Here is a 21,395-nt window from a genome sequence, read left to right on the forward strand (position 1 = left end):
GTTAAGTATCAGGGCTATTGCCCTGATGCTTTTTTAATTAATTTTTAACAAGAAAATTGTTCAACCCCAGCCAACTAATTGCTTGTGGAATCCAATGATCGTTCTCCATTTTATTATAGTTTGCAAAACCATGCCCCCCTTTTTGGTAGATCTTCATACTAGCTGCTACATGATTGCGGTGCAAAGCCTGATAATAAACCAAACTGTTTTCTACTAAGGCAGTCTCATCATCAGATGCATGGATCAAAAAGCAAGGCGGCGTTTTACTATTCACATTCAATTCTGGCGAATACCATTTGATTTGTGCCTTGGATACTTGTTCACCAAGCAGATTGGATTTTGTCTTTGACTTTGCTGAGGTTAATGAATCTGTAAAGCTGATTACAGGGTACGCTACAACAGTGAAATCCGGACGTAAACTTATCCCCGCATTGTTAATTTGGCTATCCATATAATGCGTTGCTGCCATCAAAGTCAGATGGCCCCCTGCTGAAAAGCCTACGTATCCAATTTTATCGGGATCGACATTCCATTTTTCCGCATCTTTCCTTATGGTATACATCGCTTGTTGCGCATCTTGAAGCGCCACTATGCCATTATTGGTGTTACACAAAGAGTCGGATAGACGGTATTTAAGTACAAATGCTACGATACCGGCTTTGTTTAGTTCTTTTGCCGTTTCGTACCCCCCATCAAAAATACTGAGGTTCTGATAGCCGCCTCCAGGACAAATAATAACTGCGGGGCGTTTTTTTCCGTTACCTTCAGGTATAAAAACTTTTAAGGTAGGCACGGTTACCTTTTTAACTGTCCCACGCCCTTGTGCTGGTTCACTCCACTCCTCCTTGATCGCACAGCCATTAGAATTGGGAATTTTACCCGTGTACAAATTAAATTCCTGCTGTGCGCTGGCATTCAAGGACAGGCAAACACCCATAATAACCATATACTTTTTCACACTCATATTCTTCAAATAATTTTAATTTAAAAAATTCTAACTTTTAAAACAGCGCCTGTAATGCTCGTAAAAATACTTAGGATTGCTTGTTACCCGGTTCTACAAGCGCTAGATATTTTTTTACATCAATCAATTTTTCACTTTTGGCAATCACTAACGTAGCTGTTGTATTACCAATAACATTGATCAGCGCCCGCCCCTCGCTCATGAAACGGTCTACACCCACTAACAGCGCAAGTCCTTCCAAGGGAATAATCTTTAACGCCGTCAAAGTAGAAGTCAATACTAAAAAACCACTTCCGGTAACGCCGGCAGCCCCCTTACTCGTTAACATCAGTATACCGATGATGGTAATTTCCTGCCAAAGGGATAGGTTTACGTTAAACAGTTGGGCAAGGAACACTACAGCTAAACTGAGATAAATACTTGTTCCGTCCAAATTAAAACTATATCCAGCCGGCACAACCAGACCAACCACACTCTTGTCACAACCAGCGGCTTCCAGTTTCTCCATAATATTTGGAAGAACAGCTTCGCTACTGCTCGATCCCAATACAATCAGTAGTTCTGATTTGATATAAGTAAGTAACTTCCATAAACTGAATCCATTTAATTTCAGGATCAGATATAAGATAATGAAAATAAAAGCCAACCCGGTTACATAAAACGTGATGAGCAGCTTCCCCAATATAGCCAATGTACCAAACCCGAATTTACCAATCGTGTAAGCCATTCCGCCAAATGCACCTATCGGACTCGCTTTGATTACTATGTGCAGGATGTTAAAGAGCACTTTATTGATCTTTTCAAATCCGGCGATGATGCTCAGCCCCTCGCCCTTCATTTTGCTCAAAGCAATGGCGAACAGAATCCCAAAAAATAAGACCTGGACAATTTCGCCCTTCGCAAATGCCTCTACAATATTACCGGGAACAATGTGGGCGATAAATTCTTTCCAATCGATTTCAGTAGCAGGCACTGCCTGTACGGCTGACACCGTAGGCTGCGCTATCCCTACTCCAGGTTTGATCACATTTGCTGTAACCAAGCCGATGACAATGGCTATGGTAGTAACAATCTCAAAGTATATAATCGCCTTTAACCCCATCTTACCAACCATCTTGATGTCTCCGGCCTTGGCAATGCCGATTACAATACTCAGAAAAATGACCGGGGCAATGATCATTTTGATCCCATTAATAAAGGTGTCGCTAATCAGTTTTGCTGTAGGCGAAAATCCTGGAAATAAATAGCCGGTCAGGATTCCGAGTAAAATGGCAATTAATACCTGTATATATAGTGTTTTTAAATACTTCACTTAACTAAATTTAATATGTGTCTTTCTCGGCTTTAGCAAATATGATCTCCAGAACCGCTAATTATGCTTGTCGGGAATGATCAATAAACCATTCCCGATGTTTATATCTTCCTAATGATAACCTGGATTCTGTTTAAGTTTTCGTCCGGTATTGGAGTCCATAAAATCTTGTGGGAGTGGAAATAATACTGGTGTTTCGTAATCGTTCATCCCTCTTGCATTGCGCCCCGCAATCTCATTGTATTTCCGCATCCGACGTTTGAAAAAATTGTCTACAGCACGTTCATCGCCGCCTTTTTCCTGACTTACGCGCATTAATGTATGCCGGCGTTCTTCCTCAGAAAGCAATTCACGACTTCTTTCGTCCAGAATAAAATCCATTCCACCTGCAGTCAAATCCCCTGCTGTGATGGATACCGCGTTTGAGCGATTTCTAACCTTATTGATCCAGCTGATCGCATTGCCAACGTCTGATAGTTTGAACAAAGCCTCGGCATATAACAAGTACGTGTCTGCAAGCCTCAAATAAGATACATCGTTATAAGATTCGTCAGCATCCCCTCTGGAGGCAATAGTCTGTGTATACTCCCATTTACGGGTTGTGGGCCATTTGTAATTCTGAATGGTAGTACGGTTGTCATCCGTCATCGTGCTGGTCAATGTTGTATCGATCGGTGTTTTTCCATTCGATAAGAACTCCACAATATTGCCACTGGCATTTTTTTCGTAGATTTTCCATACCATACTGTAGTCTGAAGCACGGTCATCTACGGTACCCTGATTTTTATAGTTATAGAGACGGATGGCACCTAATGACGGTACGCAGCGTCCCGCTCCTTTTCCGCCGTTAACCAGCCAGAACATTTGTGGAAGGGTTACTGTGCCATTTACATATTCTGGTGCCTTTAAATTAGCACTCCTGATTACCACATCGTTTGAATAATAATTCTTATAGGTGCTCCTGATATAGATAGCAGAGGTTCCGTGCGATTCAATTTCAGGTTCTGTATTTACAAAAGCATATAGCACTTCCTGATTCCCCTGAGAGAAAAACGGCGAGCGGAATACATCGATAAAAGCACAACCTGGTTTTGATGCGTTGGTGCCAAAACGTGTTGTCATCAAGCGGTAAGCCGATCCTTCAACCAGGGGCTGCATAGCATCTTTCGCTTGTTGTGGTTTATCCATTGCCAGATAAAGTTCGCCAAGGTAGTGTCTTGCCAAGGCACCAGAAACACTGGTGTTTGAACTTGCGCGGAGCGGTAATTTTTCAGCAGCAAATTTAAGATCCTGCTCCATCACCGCACGGATTTCTGCTACAGAATTCCTGTCCCAGTCCTTCCGGTAGTTTACACCGTTAATTTCCTCTGTAGCCAAAGGAACCGCTCCAAATGAGAGTGTAAGGTGTCTGTAAGCCCAGGCTCTGAAAAACCTGGCCGTAGCTACAATTTCATCCTTGCTGCCACCTGCCCAGTTAACAGACGGCGATTCTGCCCGGGTGATAATCATATTTGATGTGGTAACCATTCTGTACAACCATTCGAACGTCGCCTTAAAAGGCTCGGCATCGGTCTGGTCGATGTTTTTCGGATAGTACATGAACTTGAAAGAACTGTGTGAGTTGTTGCTCCAGGAATTATCTACACCACAACTCCACATACTTTGTTGCACGAGTGGCAGACTGCCAAAGCCGCCGAAGGCATCTACACGGCGGTATTCATGGCGCATCATACCCTGCAAGGCTACTACCATAGTTTTAAAACCGGTGTAATCTACCAACAGGTTTTCTGCATAGGTGTTGTCACGAGGTTGTTCCTCCAAAAAATCTTTTTTACACCCCTCTGATGAAACGACAAGTAAGAGCGTAAGCAATATATATATAAGCTTTTTCATGTTTTTGTGTTTTAAATTATAATCCAATTTTCACCCCAAGCACATACGATCTTGTCTGCGGGGCAGCAAGTTGATTGCCAATAAATTCAGGATCCAAGCCCTTCCAGCTTGTCCAGGTTGCCAAATTTTTAATGTTCGCAAACACACTTAACCGATCGAAATGTATTTTACTGATTAGCTTAGCGGGTAGTTTATAGCCAAAAGTGATATCCTGTAACCTGATATAGTCCGTTTTACGATAGTAGCCTGATTTTAGTGGATTAACGGCACCATTCAGGTCATTTTTCGGGTAAGTATTGATCGGATTGCCAGGTGTCCAGAATTCCCTGTTCAATACATTTTGCCGATAAGACATATCATTCTCGTTTAACAGAACATCACGTGCAGTAATACCTTTAGCACCATTAAGGAAAAAGCTCAGGGAAAAGTCTTTATAAGTAAAAAAGTTGAGCATACTCATGGTGAAATCAGGAATTGTTCGGCCTATGATCTGCCTGTCGGCAGTAGTAATTCCATTCACACCATCCACATCTAAATATTTCACATTCCCAGGAATCGAATAGATATAACGCGGATCCTGCTGCCCGGTCGGGTTTGCAGCATTGGTAATCTGCCAAATGCCATCAAATACATAATCATAGTTAACACTGATCGGCTGCCCGATAAACCATCTCGAACCAACATCATCAACAGGGTTTCCATTTTGGTCATAGATCCCTACATCTTTAATTTTGGTATTGTAGTGTGAATAGTTCAAAGTTGATGACCACGTAAAGTCTTTTCTCTGCATGATATTGAAAGTCAACTGAACTTCATATCCCGAATTTGAAGTTTTGCCAATGTTTTCGGTAATTGAACTGGTTCCATTGATGGAAGGAATTGTTCTGCTCAGCAGCAGGTCTGATGTATTTGACCAGTAGGCATCAACGGTACCTGTAATTTTACCCTTCAGCAGTTCGAAATCCAGTCCTGTGTTCGTTGAAGTTGTAGTTTCCCAACCGAGGTTTGGTGACGCTAGTTGTGAAGGGTAGAAACCATATAAAGCTTTGTGATCATCACTTAAATAGTTAAACGTGGCGAGATTAGGCAAGGTAACGTAGGCATTTACGGCCTCATTACCATTTTTACCCCAGGATAACCGATATTTCAAGTTGGAAAGCACATTAGAAACAGCAGAGTTTTTGAAGAAACCTTCGTTAGAGACATTCCACCCCAGGGCTACGGATGGAAAAGTTCCGAACTTGGTATTTGAGCCAAATGCTGAAAACCCATCGCGACGAACGGTAGCTGTAAGCAGGTATCTGCTATCGTAGGAATAGTTAGCCCTTAACATTTGAGATTCGTGATTTAGCTTTGAATAGCTGGAAGTTCCTGCAAGTGTGCCAGCTTTAGATGCCTGGTAGTATGTAAGTACGTCATTAGGAAAGTCCTTACCCGTAACGGCGTTATTGTCATTTGTTTTACTTTGAGATGAATACAAACCAGTAATAAAAACACGATGCTTGCCGAAATCACGTTTATAGGTTAAGATATTCTCAAGAATCCAATCGTTGTTCTCCGAGTTGCTTGTATTCAGTTCTCCGTTCGACTGGGCTCCCTCATAGGTATTCCTGCCCCGATAATTCTTGTAATTGTTGGTTTGGAAAGTGAATCCGGTATTTAATTTATAACTTAATCCAGGGATAAATGGAAGCGTTACATCCAATGAGTTATTCGTAATTACCTTAATCGTTTTATCGCTATTCACCTCGTTAATAGCACTTAAAGGGTTCTTCGCAAATGCTACACTGGAATCTTCCCAGGAAGAAAGCCTGATTTTACCGCTGGCATCGTATGCTTCAGAGAGTGGATTCATTCTGAAGGCCCTTCCAAACTCAGGCGGAAAGCCATCCCTTACGTATCTCCCCATCTGTGTATTGGTAGAAAACTTGAGCCATGATGTTAGTGCCTGGTCTAAATTAACCCGGAAATTGTCTCTCGTAAATTCATCATTCAATGCGATACCCTCAATATTTGAGTGGTTGAATGACACGAAATATTTAGTTCCTTTACTTCCACCGCTAAAAGAGAGATTATGTTGTTGTTTTAATCCATCTTGTGTGGCTACATCAATCCAATTTGTAGATTGTCCTGCATTATGCATTCTTAACTCAGTTGGGGTAATGGTTCCCAGCCATGGTTCTGGATTTGCTGTTGTTGGCGTAGTCGTATTGGCAGCCTTTAAAGCTTCGATCTTATATTTCCAGAACGTTTCGCCATCCATCAAAGAAGGAATATTTATAGTTCTGTCAAAAGATACAAAGCCATCATAGGTAATGCTTAGTTTTCCTTCACTTCCCTTTTTTGTGGTAATAATGATTACCCCGTTTGCACCTCTTGCACCGTAGATAGCTGAAGAAGAAGCGTCTTTCAATATTTCTATGGACTGGATATCATTTGGATTGAGTTCAGAAAATGCACCGTCAAATGGAATTCCATCTAATATGATCAACGGCCTTGCATCTGCCGTAATTGATTTGTCTCCCCTGATTCTTGTGGTGGAGGAACTTCCTTCAGCATTTGAACCTGTAATTGCAATATTAAGTCCCGGCACTGCGCCCTGTAAGGCATTGACGATGTTTGTTTGTGGACGCTCATCTAAGACTTTCATATCAATCTTAGAAACTGCTCCGGTGAGGTCAGATTTCCGCTGAGTTCCATAACCAACTACCACAACATCATTTAGCGTAGCAGTATTGGATTCAATCATCACGTTTATGATTCTATCCTGTCCGACAGTGATTTCCTTTTGGGTATAGCCGATATAGGAGAAAACAAGTGTTTCGGAGGGCTGTGCCACGATACTGAATTTGCCGTCGTTATTAGTCACGGAGGCCTTGCTGTTCCCTTTAATTTTCACAACTACTCCACTAAGGGGTTCTTTAGTGGTAAAGTCCCTGACGGTACCCGTGACTGCTTGTTGTGCTGAAGCCCGGGTAACGAGAGTTATTAATACGAGTAAAACGAGTATGAGATACCTGTGGCTACTCAAAAAACCCGAATACATCTTTTTAAAAAAGTATGGTTTGTTCATATTTGGTTATAAATGGTTAGGTATTAGATCGTACTCCATTGTTGGGAATGCTCGAACGCGTTCTCCAATTGTTAAAGCTGATTTGATAGATTGGGGGCTTAAGGTTCGTCAGGACTTCAACCCGATCGGGAACGCATCAGCCTAGCTGGAATTAATTCTGCTCATACAAAAATCAATAAGTTTATATTTTGGTTATTGCCAATTAATGGATGTCACGCTGCATCGATAGGTTGAAATTTCTTAATCTCAAGGTCTTTGACCGGCACTGCGAGTCTCTGTTAATTTGGTTTACTAATTAAAGAGGGATTTTTTACAATTAGCTACAAATCCAGATTTAGAAATGTGAAATGTGATTTCTGAAATTAAACACATATTTCCGAAAAATATATAAAAATATAAATATCAAGATTTTACGTTTATCATATAAATCAAAAACAGATAAAATTATTGCCAAGGCGTATCTCTAGAAATATCTGCTAAAAAACTTCTTTTTGCTAATGTTTATTAACTTTGATATTGGACAATTCAATGAATTTTAGAAATGAGTCTTAAGACAGGCAAAGAAGAGATCGTATACCTGCTTACTCAAGTTTTTGCAAAGTATGAAAAACTTACTGGTATTGAAGTGAAACGGAATACCAACCGCAAAAATTACGAGGAGCTCGCCAGGGTACTTAGCGAGATTAGTAACCGCCTGCCTGAAACTTCAGAGACGTTGGGACATGATCCTTATTCTCCTGACCGCCATTCAAAAAATTCGACCTACCCAAACTTGAAGTATGACATTACGGGTGGGCAGATCAAAGACGCCTGGAATGGAATGGTGTCTAATCCGCGTCCATTTCTGGTAGACGCTTGTTATATCTATTTATATGGGATAGGGAGAAAAGCATTTGAGCAGCAGCCTGTCGATCAAGCGCTGGTTGAGGCACAGTGTAACGAACCAGCACCTACGCACACCTCATTCTATTTCAAACCTAAATTCTGGAGGATTGCAACCCTCTTATTGTTGATATGCTGTATAACGTTATCTTATTACAGTTATAAAATCAGTAATAAAATAGAGGTGCTAACGCATGATATGAAAATTGGAGTATATAAACCAACTCCGCCAGAGATTAATAAACTGGTAGGGACATGGCTTGTGTATATTGGGAGTCCACAGGCCCGCCGGTCGGAGAAAAACAGGTACCATCAGATTGTTACCAATATTATTGATGTTCGTTTCAAAGACGGTTATTTCCTATTTAAGCGGTATGGGGCAAATTTCAACCATGAAGGTTTCATGCAGTATGAAAATAGGGATGTTGTATCTATCCATTCTTATGTGAGCAATGAAAGAGATGAGATCGAATCTCCAAGGCTTTCGTTGATGCGGTTAAATTCGGACAACAAGTATACTAGTGTGATTTCTGCATCATGGAACTTTGATACCGGCGAATACAACGATGTGATCGGTATCAGGGAAGTCTACATGAAAATAGCCGACCAGGCAGAAACCAAAGAAGTGCTGAACACAATTGAAAACAGCAGTTGCAAATGTAAAATTGTAAACCTGATGCAGGGTGCAAGGAACAAAAAATACTACCTCAAAAACGTGCTTTTGGATTCGTTACCTGATCAAAAACTGCGAAAGCTTCTGGATGAGAAAAGCATTCTTTTAAGGAATCCAGATTCCACAATCGTGTTGTTTAACTAGTGCGTGACCGTCCTGACTAAATAACTTTCAGCCCAAAACACTTAATTTACTTAGTAATTAGGTGCTCAGTTTCCAGACCACTTTCTTGGTGATTTTTTCGGATCTGGCCGAACGATGTGCGGACAAGACCGGCATCAGGTGGCTATCATGTGAACATCTGATTTTAGATCCAATTTTGACCCTATTCCATAATTTTTTCGGTGTTGTTGCTATGATTAATCTAATCTATTTATCGGTTATTTTATCTCATGAATTAAATATATAGATACCGCATATCAATGACGAATAACGACCTGAAGTTGTACGGAAATGGCCGAAAGTCGTCTAAAAATGTCCGCTTTCAGACCTTTAAAAATTCTTAATGGGCTAAAAATTATAGATGTGACAATGATTATTTCTATTACAAAGCAAATTGTATACATTTATAGATAAATACGTCTTTGCACATGAAAACATATATATGCTTCTTTTTATTCTTTGCAACGTTAACTGCTAAGGCACAAGACAAATCTATATATGAGCATGTTATTTCTGACTTGACTAAGGGATTTAATAGTGCCGATTATACTTCTGTTTACAACCTCCTCTCTCCTGAATTTAAGACTAATATCAATCAAAAAGACTTTACCGCTTTCCTGGCTCGTACAGCTGCTCTTGGAAACATCACATTAACCAAATATACTGGGGATAGTGACGGTTTCAAGGTTTATAAAACTACTTTCGAAAAAGGCATATTGAGTATGCTTATAGCATGTAACGAAAAATCACAGATAGATGGTTTTGCCTTCAGGCCGTTTAAAGCCAAAGCGCTGCGATCAGTTCCTGTGGCAAACGATAATAAAAAAGGCACTGAGTTAGATCAAGAGGTTGATAAAGCCGTCAGCGGATTGATGAGCGATCCAGATATCGCGGGAACTGTTGTGGCGGTTATTAAAGGTGCTGAAGTTTATTACTACCATTATGGAGAAACTGACAAACAATCCGCGAAGTTACCCGATAACAAAACTATTTTTGAAATTGGATCTATATCTAAAACTTTCACAGGTATCATATTGGCACAGGCAGTTTTAGACGGTAAAATAAAATTAGACGACGATATCCGTAAGTACCTTCCAGCTAAGTGCTCAGGTTTACAGCTTGAAGGTAAGCCTATTCTTGTCAAACAACTTTCTAACCATACTTCAGGATTACCGAGATTACCTGATGATTTACGCTCAACGCCTGGCTATAATGAAAAAGATCCCTACAAACACTATAGCAAAGAAATGTACTATGACTATCTGGCGCGGGTAAAACTAGCATCTGTTCCCGGCAAAATTCAGGAATACAGCAATACAGGTGTTGCCGTGCTGGGCATTATTTTAGAAAAGGTATATGGACAGACTTACACCCAACTGTTGAAAAAATACATAACAGCTCCGCTAAAAATGAGCAATACCTATATAGAAATACCGGAAAAACAGCTGACTAATTTTGCCACGGGTTACAATAATGGAGCCGAAGCTCCACATTGGAATCTTGCAAGCTCTAGCCCGGCTGGCGGGATCAGATCTACCCTGAATGATATGGTAGCGTATCTGACCGCCAACATAAGGGAAGTTTTACCTGCAATAGCTTTATCACACAGGGAAACTTTTAAAGAAGCTAATGAAATAACTGGCCTTAATTGGTTTATGCCAACTACCAAAAATGGAGACACATTGGTTTGGCACAATGGCGGTACAGGTGGCTTTACCAGTTATATAGGTTACCTTAAAGATAAAAAAATCGGTGTCGTGGTATTAACAAATTCGGCATCGGAAAACGGCCCCGATAAAGTTGGGAGTGCAATCCTGAAGTTTTTGCAATAATAGCCTATGATTAACCATAGTTAGAAGCGATATTTTCCAAATACTGCTCAATTGGTAAAGCGCTGCGCATGGCGAGCAGATCATTGCCCATTTTCCCGATGACGTTTCTGAACTTCTTGTTTTCGCCGGTAGCCAGGCTGTAAATCACGCTGACGATATCCATAGGGTCATCCAAACCGCGATCCGAATTGGCAAACACCTCTTTAACCTTGTTAACGATGGCATCATAAGCGTTAATTGACGGATTGGTGTTCCAGGTTATATTATGTTGAAAGTTGTTATCGGAAGATCCCCCCTGCTCTATCAGATGCAGATCAATGTTTAATGGTTTGAGTTCATAATAAAGACCTTCTGTTAACCCTTCTAATGCGAATTTCGACATGTTATAGAGCGATCCGACAGGAACGGCTGTTGTAAGTCCCATCCATGAACTGATATTGATGATCTTACCTCCACCAATCTCGCGAAAGTGCGGCAAGATTGCCCGTATTACATTGATCGGTCCGCGGACATTTACAGCAAACTGCCAGTCAATATCATCCTCATTGGCCAGTTCAAGTGCTCCGTAAGTTCCCATTCCAGCGTTATTAACTACAACATCGATCTTATCAAACGTTTTCAGCGCGTCCGCTATTGCTGTTTCTACCTCATCTTTCTTCGTGACATCTAGCTTAAATATTTTGATATTCTCGTAAGCATTCAGTTCTGTTTCTCTCTCTGGGCTACGCATGGTCGCAGCTACATTCCATCCTTGCTCAGCAAAATATTTAGCGGTAAGTTTTCCAAGCCCAGAGCTTGTACCTGTAATAAATATTGTCTTTTTCATTTCTTGAAATTTTAAATTATGAAGCAAAACTAAAGATTAAATGATATAACTTTGTAACCAGTATAACAGATGATACCAGTGAAAAAAGCAGCGAGCATACTCTCTAACCCACGTAACCAGGCCGAAGAAATACAGGCGCTACAAGACTGCATTTATGTAGTAGGTGGCAAATGGCGTCTGCCAATCATCAATTCTATTTGTAACGGAAACAAAAGATTCCGTGAGATAGAACGCAGCATCCCTGGGATAACTACCCGTATGCTATCTAGGGAGCTAAAAGATCTTGAATTGAATAGATTGATTAAACGCACCGTTTTTGAGGGACCACCAGTATTAGTAGAATATAATTCGACCTCCTACTGTAAGACATTCGGGAATATCATCCTGGAAATGATCAAATGGGGAAAAGGACATAGAGAAGAGATAATCAAGACACGAACTGAAAAATCTATACAGATTGACGAAACTTCTTAACGCATTAGATTATGCTATTCAGACTAAGCGGTTTTCGTCATGATTGCTTTAGCCCTTTCAAAAAAACTCTTTTGCGCTAACTGTTGCTCAACTTCAACAACAGCCTTCATCAGGTTATTTTGAGTATCGGTAAGCTCGGTAATTGCCTCCATAATTATAGCCCAAACCGGCTGCATTTGTTCAACCAGCTTTTTCCCTTTATCCGACAGTTGCAGCAATCGCTTACGTTCATCATGTTTATCCTTTTTCGACCGGATCAGCTTCTCCTTTTCCAGTTCCTTTAATAAAGTAATGGTTGAAGGATGTGTATATCCGATTTCCACAGCAAGCTCAACCACGCTTAATACGGGTTTCAGGTGCAAGGTGTAAATCACAGGGAACCACTTTGGCTCAAAGTTGATTCCATTGGCCTTGTAAACCAGAAAACCATCTTTCCGGATCTGTTCGCTCAAACGCTGTAACCTCGTAGAAATTGCCAGGATGCCCGATTCATCAATTACATTCATAGCGTTTCTTTAAACATCTAAATGTAAGTGATAAAATCTATTGTCGGCCGTCATCCTTGGAAAATAAGCCGGGAGGTTAGCAACTGCTACAGGGTTAAAGGCGTTTTTTTCATAAAACCGATGCGCCGCTTTCAGCACATCCACCGTACCTAGATAAATGTCAGTTATATTTTCTGAATTACAGTAAGCGATCAAAGTCTTCAGCAGTTGTTGTGCTATACCATAATCCCTGCCCCTGAATTCTTTCTTGACAAACATCTTTCGGAGGGCTCCTGCATTGTGTCCGATATTTAGCAGAGCGATTGTACCCACCAATTCACCATTAATCTTAGCACCCCAAAAATTGCCACCCTCCTTCTGATAATAAGTTTCAATATCAAGCAGATCGGGTTGATCCTCAATGGTTACGGGGACGTTAAATTCAATTTGTTGAATTGGTAATACCAGATCAATTACGTGTTGGCAATCGTCGTTAAATATTGGCTTGATAGTTAAATTTATAGGTTCCATAAAGGTGATCTAATTTATGTTCAAATATACGTAGTTGACTACATATATAATAATAAAAAACCATTTTTAAAAAATAATCTCACTTGTAAATTGATCGGAATGACGGAAAATACCGCAAAAAAATAAATGTGTAGATTTGGGGGCATGAGTATGGGTTGAATGATGAAACAACTCATTGAGCGGATAAATTTTAAGATTAATGAAACGGATAACAATATTTTGTGGCTCTAGCTTTGGAACCGAAAAGGAATATGAAGAGCAGGCCTACTTATTAGGCAAAACCTTAGCCGAAAGAGCTATTGGTTTAGTATACGGTGGTGCAAATGTTGGACTGATGGGTGCTGTTGCAAATGGCGCGATAGAAAATAACGGAGAAGTAATTGGCGTGCTGCCTCATTTTTTACAAAACAAAGAGATAGCCCATAACGGATTAACTGAGCTGATTTTGGTGGAAACCATGCATGAGCGAAAAACCAAAATGAACGACCTTACCGATGGCGTAATTACTTTACCGGGAGGATTCGGAACGTTGGAAGAGTTTTTTGAAATGCTGACCTGGGCTCAGCTAGGCCTGCATAAAAAGCCAATTGGAATTTTAAACATTGGCGGGTTTTATGATGAAATGCTGGCCTTACTAGATACAATGGTGTCCAAAGGTTTCTTGAAGTTAGTCAACAAGGATATGGTGTTAGTTAGTGATAACATTGACGAATTACTTGCTAAAATGAGCAATTACATAGCCCCGGCAGTTGGGAAATGGATATCAAAGGAAGAGGTATAGTGTTAAGCGTTTTACCAGACGGCGATCACAATTCTTTCAAGCAATCACTGTACGTGCTACCGATTGGGATAACCTGATTACCAATCCACACCTGTACCCGATCATACTTGCTGATCTTATCTTTTGATATGATAAATGCCCGGTGTGTGCGCACAAATTGCCAGCTTGGCAGGAGGTCTACCATTTCGTTGATCGTAATTCGTGAGCTCAGTAATTTATCGCCAGCCAGATGAATCTGGGTATAATTTCCTGATGCTTCGATGTACATGATCTCAGACAAAAGCACCTTAACCTGCTCATAACCATCCTTAAAAAAAATAAAATCGACTTTATTTTCCGATCCCTGGCTGCGTAAATTCAATAATTCTTTTGCCTTATTACAAGCTTTTAAAAATCGGGCTAAAGAAAATGGCTTCAATAAATAATCTATCGCATCTAACTCAAAACTTTGCACTGCGTGCTCGCTGTAAGCGGTTGTAAAAATCACCATAGGTGGCTTACTTAATATTTTCATAAAATCTATGCCGCTAATATCAGGCATTTTAATATCAAGAAAAATTAAATCAACCTTGTGTTGTTGCAAATAGGTAATTGCTTCAAATGCATTGGTAAAAGTTGCTTCTAATGTTAAAAAAGGAACTTTTTTTGAAAGTGTTTGCACAACATCCAAAGCGATCGGCTCGTCATCTATGGCAATTGCAATCATTAATTTGATTTCTAAAATCCTCTTTTTACGTTACTCATCAAAGATAAAGTATTGTGCTATTATATAATATTGTTTTAAGCATCATTAAAGCTGGATAGTCAGATGAATAAAGAATTCTTTTGCACTTTCCCGGATAATCAGCTCATGTTTATTGGGATAAAGCAACGCTAAACGCTGCTTCACGTTGATCAAACCTATCCCGCTCTTTAATTTCTCGGGGTCGTTATCTGATTTGATATGAATGCTATTGTGCACATCAAAATACAGGATATTTTCTTTTGTCTGCAGACTCACCTTAATGTATGACGGTCGTTGTATGCTGATGCCATGCTTAAAAGCGTTTTCTACGAATGGAATTAACAGCATTGGAGCGATTTGAAAATGACTAAGCTGTTCATCAATCTGTGTATCAATCGCAATGTCTGCAGATCGGGAGGTTCTTAACTTTTGAAGAGAGATATAATTTTCCAGATAATCAATATCCCGTGTAAGTGAAATTTTATCCTGAACATTTTCGTGAAGCATAAATCGCATCATATCTCCCAACTTCTGGATGCCCTCGCCAGTTCTTTCTGCATTTTCCTGTAAAGCAGTTCCGTAAAGTGTGTTTAGCGCGTTGAACAAGAAATGCGGATTGATCTGCGACTGTAAGAAACTCAATGAGGCGTCAGATTTAACTAATTCTGTCTTTAGGTGATTGATTTCTGACCTGTTTTTTGTTCGATAGTGATAGATAATCCAGGTAAATGGAGTTGTGATCAAGCAATGAATTCCCATGTTGAATGCGAACATCACTGGCCAGATATCATGATATAGTATTGTGGCAACCATAGAAATAAATCCACTTATTAATGCGATTGCTAAAAAATTTCGCCACACATATCCCCAAAAACCAATATTCATACTTTTCAGATGGGGTATTAGGCGATAGTAGGCATATCCATATTGCAAAATTCCGAGTGGAACAAGAAAAGTCCATGCTATTGCGTAATCATCTTTATCGGCTTGCGTGGCGAGGAAGAATAATACGAAAAGCCAGACTACAGATGCAACTGTACATTCCTGAAGAACCCTTGGATATTGATATTTCTGATCTATGTAGCTGATTATTCTTGGTCCGTAAGTTTTTGTCAACACATATAGCGTAATAATTAAGGCCATCTGAATGGCATAGGCATATCCTTTTACGAAAAGATGTACATAAGCTTCGTTGATATTGTTGTATTCTACCAGCAGGAAAGCTTGCGAATACGTGTAGCCGATACTGGTGGTTAAGCCATAAAAACAAATTATGGAGATCAGTAAAAATGTATGGAATGTAAGGAATGTTCCCTTAATCATGGCCGGGAGCAAATAGAAGTTCAGAAACAAGAAGACGAGATATAATAAGGTGGAATTGAATAGCTTCGGCAGTACATAGTTGGCTAAATAAGAAAAATTGACTCCTGCATCCCTAAAAGCAGAAATCCTGTAGTTGTAGAACATACCCGAGTGGCTGTCACGATCTACGTTGATCACCATAAAAAAGATAGCAGAGAGATATATTGCCGTTGCTACCCAGAATTCAATTTTTTGTAAGTTTTTGATTTCCATAATTAATTTTTGATAAAGCAATTTTAATGATGATTATACTGTCCATTCTAAAAATGTGACAAACATGCTGAAAAATGTGATAAAGAGCAGTCAATTCTTTAATCGAACAGATAAAGCTTTGAAAAAAAATCTACAATGGATTCATTGAATTTATTTCGTGAGTTCGTAAAACCAATCGCCCCCGTATCCAAATAAGATAGAAACGACTAGCAGGATAATTGCATAAACTGCGATCTGTTTAGGTAGCTTATATTTTTTAATATCCTGAAGGGCCCAGAAATTGATGATCATAAATAGTAAGGCAGCAACGATGCCGGAGGGAATACCTAACCAAAATGCAATAAAAAACGCGAACGGAGCGGGTGGAAATGCTACATAAAATAACACCGTAGCAATAAGCGAACTGATGACTAAAAACAAAATCCCTTTGAAGAAATTATTGCCCAGAAAGCCAAACAAGAGCAGAAACAGCGAAATCGATAAGGTCAAATAGGTATAGCCAAACTCATCAATAAAACTAGCTTTTCCGTATTGGATCGGAAAAATAACACAAGTGCTAATGAGCAGTGTGACAAATCCTCCAATCAGAAATCCTTTTCTTGTGGGACTTACCGTAGGTAAACGCATAAATTTTATTTTATTTCAGGTAAGCTAAAAGCTTTGTTATAAAGAATATTGACAATATTTTCTACAAAAAGATTTGTTGGAATTCTTTCTCCATTGGTTGCATAGGAGATAGCAATGTTGTCTTTTGGGTTATATATAAGTCTGGCATGAGATCCGAGCACGTCGCCACTATGTCCAAAAAAAATGTTTTCATCGTATGGAAATAATGCCAATCCCCTTCCCCAGTCTTCTTTACCGGGAATAGGTTGCATTAATTCCAGGGTTTCTTTTTTCAGAATCCTATATTGAAATAATTTTGTAATAAGCGTATTTAAGTCTTTGGTAGTACTTGCAATATCTCCTACGCCTATCACATTTGTGTATTCGATATCTTTAATTTCGGTCCAATTTCCCGAAAATTTATAAGATTTGAATATGTTGGAGGGATGGGATTCTACAGAAGCAAAGTTTTTAAGGTGAAGAGGCTTTGTTATCTCTTGCTCTACTACTTTATTATAGGGCTGTTGGTATTTCCGCTCAATGATGGTTCTTAGTAAGATATATGCTGAGTTTGAATAAGCGACCTTTTCATTTGGCTCGAAGCTTACACCCTGCTTTTTGATTTCATCGAGAATTTGCTGCTCAGTTACTTTATCGATCACCCAGATAGCGCCGTCTCTGATAGCAAAATTACCTAGTCCGCTTGTATGCCCCAACAAATTTTTGATCGTAATTTTCTTTGAATTGGATATTTCGGGATAAAAATCAGCTAATTTGGTAGTTAATGTCAGTTTCCCATCTTCAATTAATTTCATTATTAAAATCGCGGTAACCATTTTCGTTACCGAAGCAATTTGATATTTGGTATCTCTATTATAGGTTACGCTTTTCAGTTTGCCCTGTCCGAAGCTTCTGTTATAGACTTCCTTTCCATTTTTAAAAATTGATACGCTACCGATTCCTCCGGTATTATCTTCAACATAACTCAGGTAGTTATCTATGTTTCGTTTATTGATTTCCTGAGCGAATAAGCTACTTGAAATGAGTGATAGTAGAGCGATAAATGTTAATTTCATTATGTAGCTTGTATTTGACTTATTTAAGCATGATACTTTTCACGTCTTTTAGAAAGACACTTTGTTGATCGACGAATGGATAATGTGAGCAATTGTCTATTAAAAACAAGTTATTACTTCCTATTATCTTTTTGAGATCCAATAATTGTTTTTTAGAGAAAATCCCATCGTTTTGGCCGTAGATACCGAATAATTTGACGCCCCTGCCAGGAAGTGCACTTAAAATGTTTTTTGTATCGATATTACGACGCGGTTCATTTTGATAGAACAAGATCGGTGCCTGATCATTACGTATATTTTGCTTAAAAAAAACACCTGTTTCATACCATCTGTTGACCGATATAGATTCCTTTGTTGGGTTCGGCATTTTGAAGTAGCCAAAGCTTGAACCGAGCTCATATACCAATTGGCGATATTTGGCACTCGCGGTATCCAGAGTTTTGATTAGCGCGATTTTCTTTAGCACTAAGGTATCTTCTTTTTGAAATGCCTCCACTGTAGCGCTGTTGAGGATATGGTCATAACTCTCTTGCTGAGCAAAAAGTGCTGCGACGAGGATTAGTCGTTCTACCTTTTGTGGGTACTGCTGAGTAAATAAAGTAGAGACAAGGCCGCCAAAGCTATGACCGATAAGACTAACTTTTTTCAATTTATATTGAGCCATTAGTCCGTTAAGATCATTTATAGCTTCCGCATACGTAACCCTGGCGCTCGGATCTGAGGAACGGCCCTCACCGCGTCTATCATAGGCGATAACATAGAAACCAAGGTCGGCCAGTGTTTGCGCAGTCGTTCCCTCGAATAATGTGGAATTTCCCCTTGGACCACCATGTACATATATAATGGCAGGGTTAATCCGCTTTCCATACGCTCTTGAATAAAGAGTTTGTGCGCATATGGATTGAAAAAAGAAACAGATCGGTATAAGGAGCAGTAAGTTTTTTTTAGAGAACATTATTTGGTATAGAATTGATTAATAAAGACTAGATAATTGTAATTGTTACCACAATGATGGTTTTGAGTTTAATACTCTAGTTTTCTGCAATTATATCGTTTATATCATTTTTAAGATCAGGAACCTTCGATACAATAATATCCCAAACAATATCGTAGTCGATACCAAAATAATCATGAATCAATCGATTTCTCATGCCAGACATTTTTCGCCATTCCACATGAGGATACAAATATTTGAAGTCTGGATCAACTTTAGTAGTTGCTTCACCTATTATTTCAAGACTTCTTATTAGTGCCCTTGAAAGAATTGGATCGCTAATTACGTCTTCCTTAGTTTTTCCCGTCGTGGAATCAATAATAAAGGATGTTTCGTCTAAAATATGTCGTAATAGTTCAATGTTAGAAGGAAACATTTTCAGCCTGATTTATAATATGTTGACCGATATATTTACTAAGAGACTGTGGCGTAACAACTTCAACTTTTCTGCCTAACAATTCTTCAAGAAAGAATGACAAGTCCATAAAATTATCATAACTTTTTTTTTCCGGATCAAATTCTACTAAGAGATCAACATCACTGTCAGCATGCAATTTGCCAGTAATAAAAGACCCAAATAAGCTCAAAGTTAAGACACCAAAAGATCTTAGGCGTTGGCCATTCTCTTTAAGTAAAAAAATTAAGGACTGCTTGTTTTGAACTGCCGCATGCATAACCAAAGATAACTAAAATATTTAACACAACTAAAATGTAAACTGATTTATAGATCAGCTAATGAAAATTATCTCATTAATAATTCCAAGTGTTGTTACCATAATTTCTTATAGTAAATGACAATTGGTTTAAAGCCCCTTGTTTCCAAGGGGCAGCAATGATTTTTCGTGAATTATCGGGAACTTATTAAAACTAGGTTAGCCTAGCGCAATGCGCGCATTACAGTAAAATCAAATACTGTGGAACTTAACTTCCACTCTTCTATTTTTTTTCCTTCCCGACTCAGTGATATTAGAAGCAATTGGGTTTTCAGTGCCTTTTCCCACGACTATTATGCGATTCGGTGCAATTGATTTGGAAATCAAGTATGCTTTAAATGCATTTGCTCTGGCCTGAGAAATAGATTGATTTATCGCCATCGAACCTTCACTACTTGCATAACCAAGTACCTCAACGGATAATTCCGAATTACTGGATAATGATTTCAGGATTTCGTTTACTACTAATGGATCAACATCACTGAAATTTGTTGCTCCAGATGCAAATAAAACAGGTATTTTGCGTATCACATTTTTACCCGAGTTGCTTGCAACAGTTGAAATCGCGGCAGATACATGAGAATCATTCTCAACAACCGTATTCGTCGATATGGAAGGCTGAGCCGCATATGATGTATCAACAGCAGGTTTATTGGCGGTTACGACAGCGTCGTTTTTCTTCGCTAGAGACGACTTTGACGATAGAAAATACCAGGTTGCTCCACCAATAAGTAAGAGCGCAATTATTAAGTAGCCTATTACATTAGATTTCTTAGGCTGATCCGGCGTAGTTGCGTCGGGAGCTGTGGTAGTTTTTGACAGCTCAAATTTTGAGCTCGTTGTAGCGGATGCTTCAGGAGCATCATTCTTGTTTAAATTGAATGCCATATCTTATTATTTTAAGTGTACATATCTACCAATGTCTGCAGGCTGCCTGTATGCGCTCTGCCCATTGCTTCAAACTCCCAGCTGTCGCCAACTCTAAACAGTCGGCCAAATTCTACAGCATCTTCATTAGTGTATTGATCTTTCAAGTCATACCGGATAATCTCCTCACCATTTAATTCGTTGACGATCCGGATATAACAATAGTCTACCTGACCGAAATTAAGATCCAGCGTTCTCCTGTCTTTCTTGTTATCGTGTGGATACTTGCAGATGGTGCAGCAGATTATGATTTGTTCTATACCAGCATTGACTTTACTTAGATCAATAAACATATCTTCATCATCCTCACCATCACTTCTGGTACCATCAGGATCATCGATGGCCCCTAAGATATATCGGTCCAACTCCTCTACCCTTGCTTTATTCCCATTATTTTGATCTGTGTCTAATGTAAGGACTTCGATTTCCTCACTGTCGAACATGCCGATACTGCATAAGTGTGTAAAAGATTCCAGGCAGCGCATTCCCGTACCACCGATGGCGATAACAAATAATTTATCCATGATATTTTCTATTTGGGATTAAAACCAGTGACCGAGTTTGCCATTTTTGAATATCTTGCTCAATACAAAACCGGCGACGATATAAATCAAAAAGCCTATTGCAGTACCTATTCCTAAGGCAGATACGTATTTGTTTACAACCATGATATTAGCATCTGGTATGAAAACAAAATATCCCAAAAGAAAAATTACTGCAGGATTAAGGAGTGCCAGGATCCAGAACCAGGTTTTTCGTTTCTGGGGATCTTTAGGTCTGCTTCCCCCTTCAAATTTGATAGCTGTTGAGATAAATGCAGCAGTGAGTAAAAAAACAAAAGCGATAGAAATTGAAATGATGTAAGCGGATACGGATTGCATAATATTGTTTA

21 protein-coding genes are annotated in these 21,395 nt (G+C 39.3%); 4 read left to right on the top strand and 17 right to left on the bottom strand.

The window, feature by feature from the left end; genetic code table 11:
• Positions 1-37: 37 nt before the first annotated feature.
• The 4 genes from CLV32_RS00515 to CLV32_RS00530 all read right to left on the bottom strand — a co-directional run bounded on the left by CLV32_RS00515 (position 38) and on the right by CLV32_RS00530 (position 7,242).
• Positions 38-964 (bottom strand): alpha/beta hydrolase, encoded by a 927-nt coding sequence (locus CLV32_RS00515; RefSeq protein WP_133551375.1) that lies wholly within the window; start codon positions 962-964, stop codon positions 38-40.
• A 70-nt stretch (positions 965-1,034) separates the two neighbouring features.
• Positions 1,035-2,276: a C4-dicarboxylate transporter DctA gene (dctA, locus tag CLV32_RS00520; RefSeq protein ID WP_133551376.1), complete on the bottom strand. Its 1,242-nt coding sequence runs from the start codon at positions 2,274-2,276 to the stop codon at positions 1,035-1,037.
• 111 nt (positions 2,277-2,387) lie between these two features.
• Entirely contained in the window at positions 2,388-4,169 is a 1,782-nt protein-coding gene (locus CLV32_RS00525) for a RagB/SusD family nutrient uptake outer membrane protein (RefSeq protein WP_133551377.1), read from the bottom strand.
• Between the two features lie 16 nt (positions 4,170-4,185).
• Positions 4,186-7,242 (bottom strand): SusC/RagA family TonB-linked outer membrane protein, encoded by a 3,057-nt coding sequence (locus CLV32_RS00530; protein ID WP_133551378.1) that lies wholly within the window; start codon positions 7,240-7,242, stop codon positions 4,186-4,188.
• Positions 7,243-7,783: 541 nt separating this feature from the next.
• On the opposite strand from CLV32_RS00530, the gene CLV32_RS00535 reads away from it, so the two are divergent.
• The gene (locus CLV32_RS00535; RefSeq protein WP_133551379.1) at positions 7,784-8,941 is read left to right on the top strand and encodes a hypothetical protein; all 1,158 of its coding nucleotides are present in this window, start codon (positions 7,784-7,786) and stop codon (positions 8,939-8,941) included.
• Positions 8,942-9,387: 446 nt separating this feature from the next.
• Positions 9,388-10,791, top strand: coding sequence for a serine hydrolase (locus CLV32_RS00540; protein ID WP_133551380.1), 1,404 nt, complete (start codon positions 9,388-9,390; stop codon positions 10,789-10,791).
• 10 nt (positions 10,792-10,801) lie between these two features.
• Here the strand turns inward: CLV32_RS00540 and CLV32_RS00545 are convergent, their stop codons facing one another.
• Positions 10,802-11,617, bottom strand: a complete 816-nt coding sequence (locus CLV32_RS00545) for an SDR family oxidoreductase (protein ID WP_133551381.1) — start codon at positions 11,615-11,617, stop codon at positions 10,802-10,804.
• A gap of 69 nt (positions 11,618-11,686) precedes the next feature.
• Here CLV32_RS00545 and CLV32_RS00550 point away from each other — a divergent pair, with 69 nt between their 5' ends.
• The gene (locus CLV32_RS00550; RefSeq protein WP_133551382.1) at positions 11,687-12,091 is read left to right on the top strand and encodes a winged helix-turn-helix transcriptional regulator; all 405 of its coding nucleotides are present in this window, start codon (positions 11,687-11,689) and stop codon (positions 12,089-12,091) included.
• Positions 12,092-12,114: 23 nt separating this feature from the next.
• Here the strand turns inward: CLV32_RS00550 and CLV32_RS00555 are convergent, their stop codons facing one another.
• The gene (locus tag CLV32_RS00555) at positions 12,115-12,597 is read right to left on the bottom strand and encodes a MarR family winged helix-turn-helix transcriptional regulator (protein WP_133551383.1); all 483 of its coding nucleotides are present in this window, start codon (positions 12,595-12,597) and stop codon (positions 12,115-12,117) included.
• Between the two features lie 9 nt (positions 12,598-12,606).
• Positions 12,607-13,107 (bottom strand): GNAT family N-acetyltransferase, encoded by a 501-nt coding sequence (locus CLV32_RS00560; protein WP_133551384.1) that lies wholly within the window; start codon positions 13,105-13,107, stop codon positions 12,607-12,609.
• A 199-nt stretch (positions 13,108-13,306) separates the two neighbouring features.
• On the opposite strand from CLV32_RS00560, the gene CLV32_RS00565 reads away from it, so the two are divergent.
• Positions 13,307-13,888: an LOG family protein gene (locus CLV32_RS00565; protein WP_208110929.1), complete on the top strand. Its 582-nt coding sequence runs from the start codon at positions 13,307-13,309 to the stop codon at positions 13,886-13,888.
• A 25-nt stretch (positions 13,889-13,913) separates the two neighbouring features.
• Here the strand turns inward: CLV32_RS00565 and CLV32_RS00570 are convergent, their stop codons facing one another.
• The 10 genes from CLV32_RS00570 to CLV32_RS00615 form a co-directional block, all read right to left on the bottom strand.
• The gene (locus CLV32_RS00570) at positions 13,914-14,594 is read right to left on the bottom strand and encodes a LytR/AlgR family response regulator transcription factor (RefSeq protein ID WP_133551386.1); all 681 of its coding nucleotides are present in this window, start codon (positions 14,592-14,594) and stop codon (positions 13,914-13,916) included.
• A gap of 84 nt (positions 14,595-14,678) precedes the next feature.
• Complete coding sequence (locus CLV32_RS00575; RefSeq protein ID WP_133551387.1) at positions 14,679-16,187, bottom strand: sensor histidine kinase; 1,509 nt, start codon at positions 16,185-16,187, stop codon at positions 14,679-14,681.
• 150 nt (positions 16,188-16,337) lie between these two features.
• The gene (locus CLV32_RS00580) at positions 16,338-16,814 is read right to left on the bottom strand and encodes a hypothetical protein (protein WP_133551388.1); all 477 of its coding nucleotides are present in this window, start codon (positions 16,812-16,814) and stop codon (positions 16,338-16,340) included.
• A 5-nt stretch (positions 16,815-16,819) separates the two neighbouring features.
• The gene (locus CLV32_RS00585) at positions 16,820-17,869 is read right to left on the bottom strand and encodes a serine hydrolase domain-containing protein (protein ID WP_133551389.1); all 1,050 of its coding nucleotides are present in this window, start codon (positions 17,867-17,869) and stop codon (positions 16,820-16,822) included.
• Positions 17,870-17,888: 19 nt separating this feature from the next.
• Positions 17,889-18,824, bottom strand: a complete 936-nt coding sequence (locus tag CLV32_RS00590; protein WP_133551390.1) for an alpha/beta hydrolase — start codon at positions 18,822-18,824, stop codon at positions 17,889-17,891.
• 76 nt (positions 18,825-18,900) lie between these two features.
• Positions 18,901-19,239: a HepT-like ribonuclease domain-containing protein gene (locus tag CLV32_RS00595; RefSeq protein ID WP_133551391.1), complete on the bottom strand. Its 339-nt coding sequence runs from the start codon at positions 19,237-19,239 to the stop codon at positions 18,901-18,903.
• Positions 19,226-19,537, bottom strand: a complete 312-nt coding sequence (locus CLV32_RS00600) for a nucleotidyltransferase family protein (RefSeq protein ID WP_133551392.1) — start codon at positions 19,535-19,537, stop codon at positions 19,226-19,228. Before CLV32_RS00600 ends, CLV32_RS00595 begins: the two co-directional genes overlap by 14 nt.
• 231 nt (positions 19,538-19,768) lie before the next feature.
• Positions 19,769-20,464 (bottom strand): OmpA family protein, encoded by a 696-nt coding sequence (locus CLV32_RS00605; protein ID WP_133551393.1) that lies wholly within the window; start codon positions 20,462-20,464, stop codon positions 19,769-19,771.
• Positions 20,465-20,475: 11 nt separating this feature from the next.
• On the bottom strand, positions 20,476-21,027 hold the full coding sequence (locus tag CLV32_RS00610; RefSeq protein WP_133551394.1) for a TerD family protein: 552 nt from the start codon (positions 21,025-21,027) through the stop codon (positions 20,476-20,478).
• Positions 21,028-21,045: 18 nt separating this feature from the next.
• Positions 21,046-21,384, bottom strand: coding sequence for a hypothetical protein (locus CLV32_RS00615; protein WP_133551395.1), 339 nt, complete (start codon positions 21,382-21,384; stop codon positions 21,046-21,048).
• Positions 21,385-21,395 lie beyond the last annotated feature (11 nt).

This window comes from Pedobacter duraquae (assembly GCF_004362245.1).
Classification (GTDB): Bacteria; Bacteroidota; Bacteroidia; order Sphingobacteriales; family Sphingobacteriaceae; genus Pedobacter; species Pedobacter duraquae.

Coding starts and splice junctions, on each gene's coding strand:
- CLV32_RS00530 (WP_133551378.1), bottom strand. CDS start 7,242: ATGAACAAACCATACTTTTTTAAAAAGATGTATTCGGGTTTTTTGAGT.
- CLV32_RS00600 (WP_133551392.1), bottom strand. CDS start 19,537: ATGCATGCGGCAGTTCAAAACAAGCAGTCCTTAATTTTTTTACTTAAA.
- CLV32_RS00615 (WP_133551395.1), bottom strand. CDS start 21,384: ATGCAATCCGTATCCGCTTACATCATTTCAATTTCTATCGCTTTTGTT.
- CLV32_RS00585 (WP_133551389.1), bottom strand. CDS start 17,869: ATGAAATTAACATTTATCGCTCTACTATCACTCATTTCAAGTAGCTTA.
- CLV32_RS00550 (WP_133551382.1), top strand. CDS start 11,687: ATGATACCAGTGAAAAAAGCAGCGAGCATACTCTCTAACCCACGTAAC.
- CLV32_RS00595 (WP_133551391.1), bottom strand. CDS start 19,239: ATGTTTCCTTCTAACATTGAACTATTACGACATATTTTAGACGAAACA.
- CLV32_RS00580 (WP_133551388.1), bottom strand. CDS start 16,814: ATGCGTTTACCTACGGTAAGTCCCACAAGAAAAGGATTTCTGATTGGA.
- CLV32_RS00545 (WP_133551381.1), bottom strand. CDS start 11,617: ATGAAAAAGACAATATTTATTACAGGTACAAGCTCTGGGCTTGGAAAA.
- CLV32_RS00605 (WP_133551393.1), bottom strand. CDS start 20,464: ATGGCATTCAATTTAAACAAGAATGATGCTCCTGAAGCATCCGCTACA.
- CLV32_RS00555 (WP_133551383.1), bottom strand. CDS start 12,597: ATGAATGTAATTGATGAATCGGGCATCCTGGCAATTTCTACGAGGTTA.
- CLV32_RS00540 (WP_133551380.1), top strand. CDS start 9,388: ATGAAAACATATATATGCTTCTTTTTATTCTTTGCAACGTTAACTGCT.
- CLV32_RS00535 (WP_133551379.1), top strand. CDS start 7,784: ATGAGTCTTAAGACAGGCAAAGAAGAGATCGTATACCTGCTTACTCAA.
- CLV32_RS00515 (WP_133551375.1), bottom strand. CDS start 964: ATGAGTGTGAAAAAGTATATGGTTATTATGGGTGTTTGCCTGTCCTTG.
- CLV32_RS00575 (WP_133551387.1), bottom strand. CDS start 16,187: ATGGAAATCAAAAACTTACAAAAAATTGAATTCTGGGTAGCAACGGCA.
- CLV32_RS00525 (WP_133551377.1), bottom strand. CDS start 4,169: ATGAAAAAGCTTATATATATATTGCTTACGCTCTTACTTGTCGTTTCA.
- CLV32_RS00565 (WP_208110929.1), top strand. CDS start 13,307: ATGAAACGGATAACAATATTTTGTGGCTCTAGCTTTGGAACCGAAAAG.
- CLV32_RS00590 (WP_133551390.1), bottom strand. CDS start 18,824: ATGTTCTCTAAAAAAAACTTACTGCTCCTTATACCGATCTGTTTCTTT.
- CLV32_RS00610 (WP_133551394.1), bottom strand. CDS start 21,027: ATGGATAAATTATTTGTTATCGCCATCGGTGGTACGGGAATGCGCTGC.
- CLV32_RS00560 (WP_133551384.1), bottom strand. CDS start 13,107: ATGGAACCTATAAATTTAACTATCAAGCCAATATTTAACGACGATTGC.
- CLV32_RS00570 (WP_133551386.1), bottom strand. CDS start 14,594: ATGATTGCAATTGCCATAGATGACGAGCCGATCGCTTTGGATGTTGTG.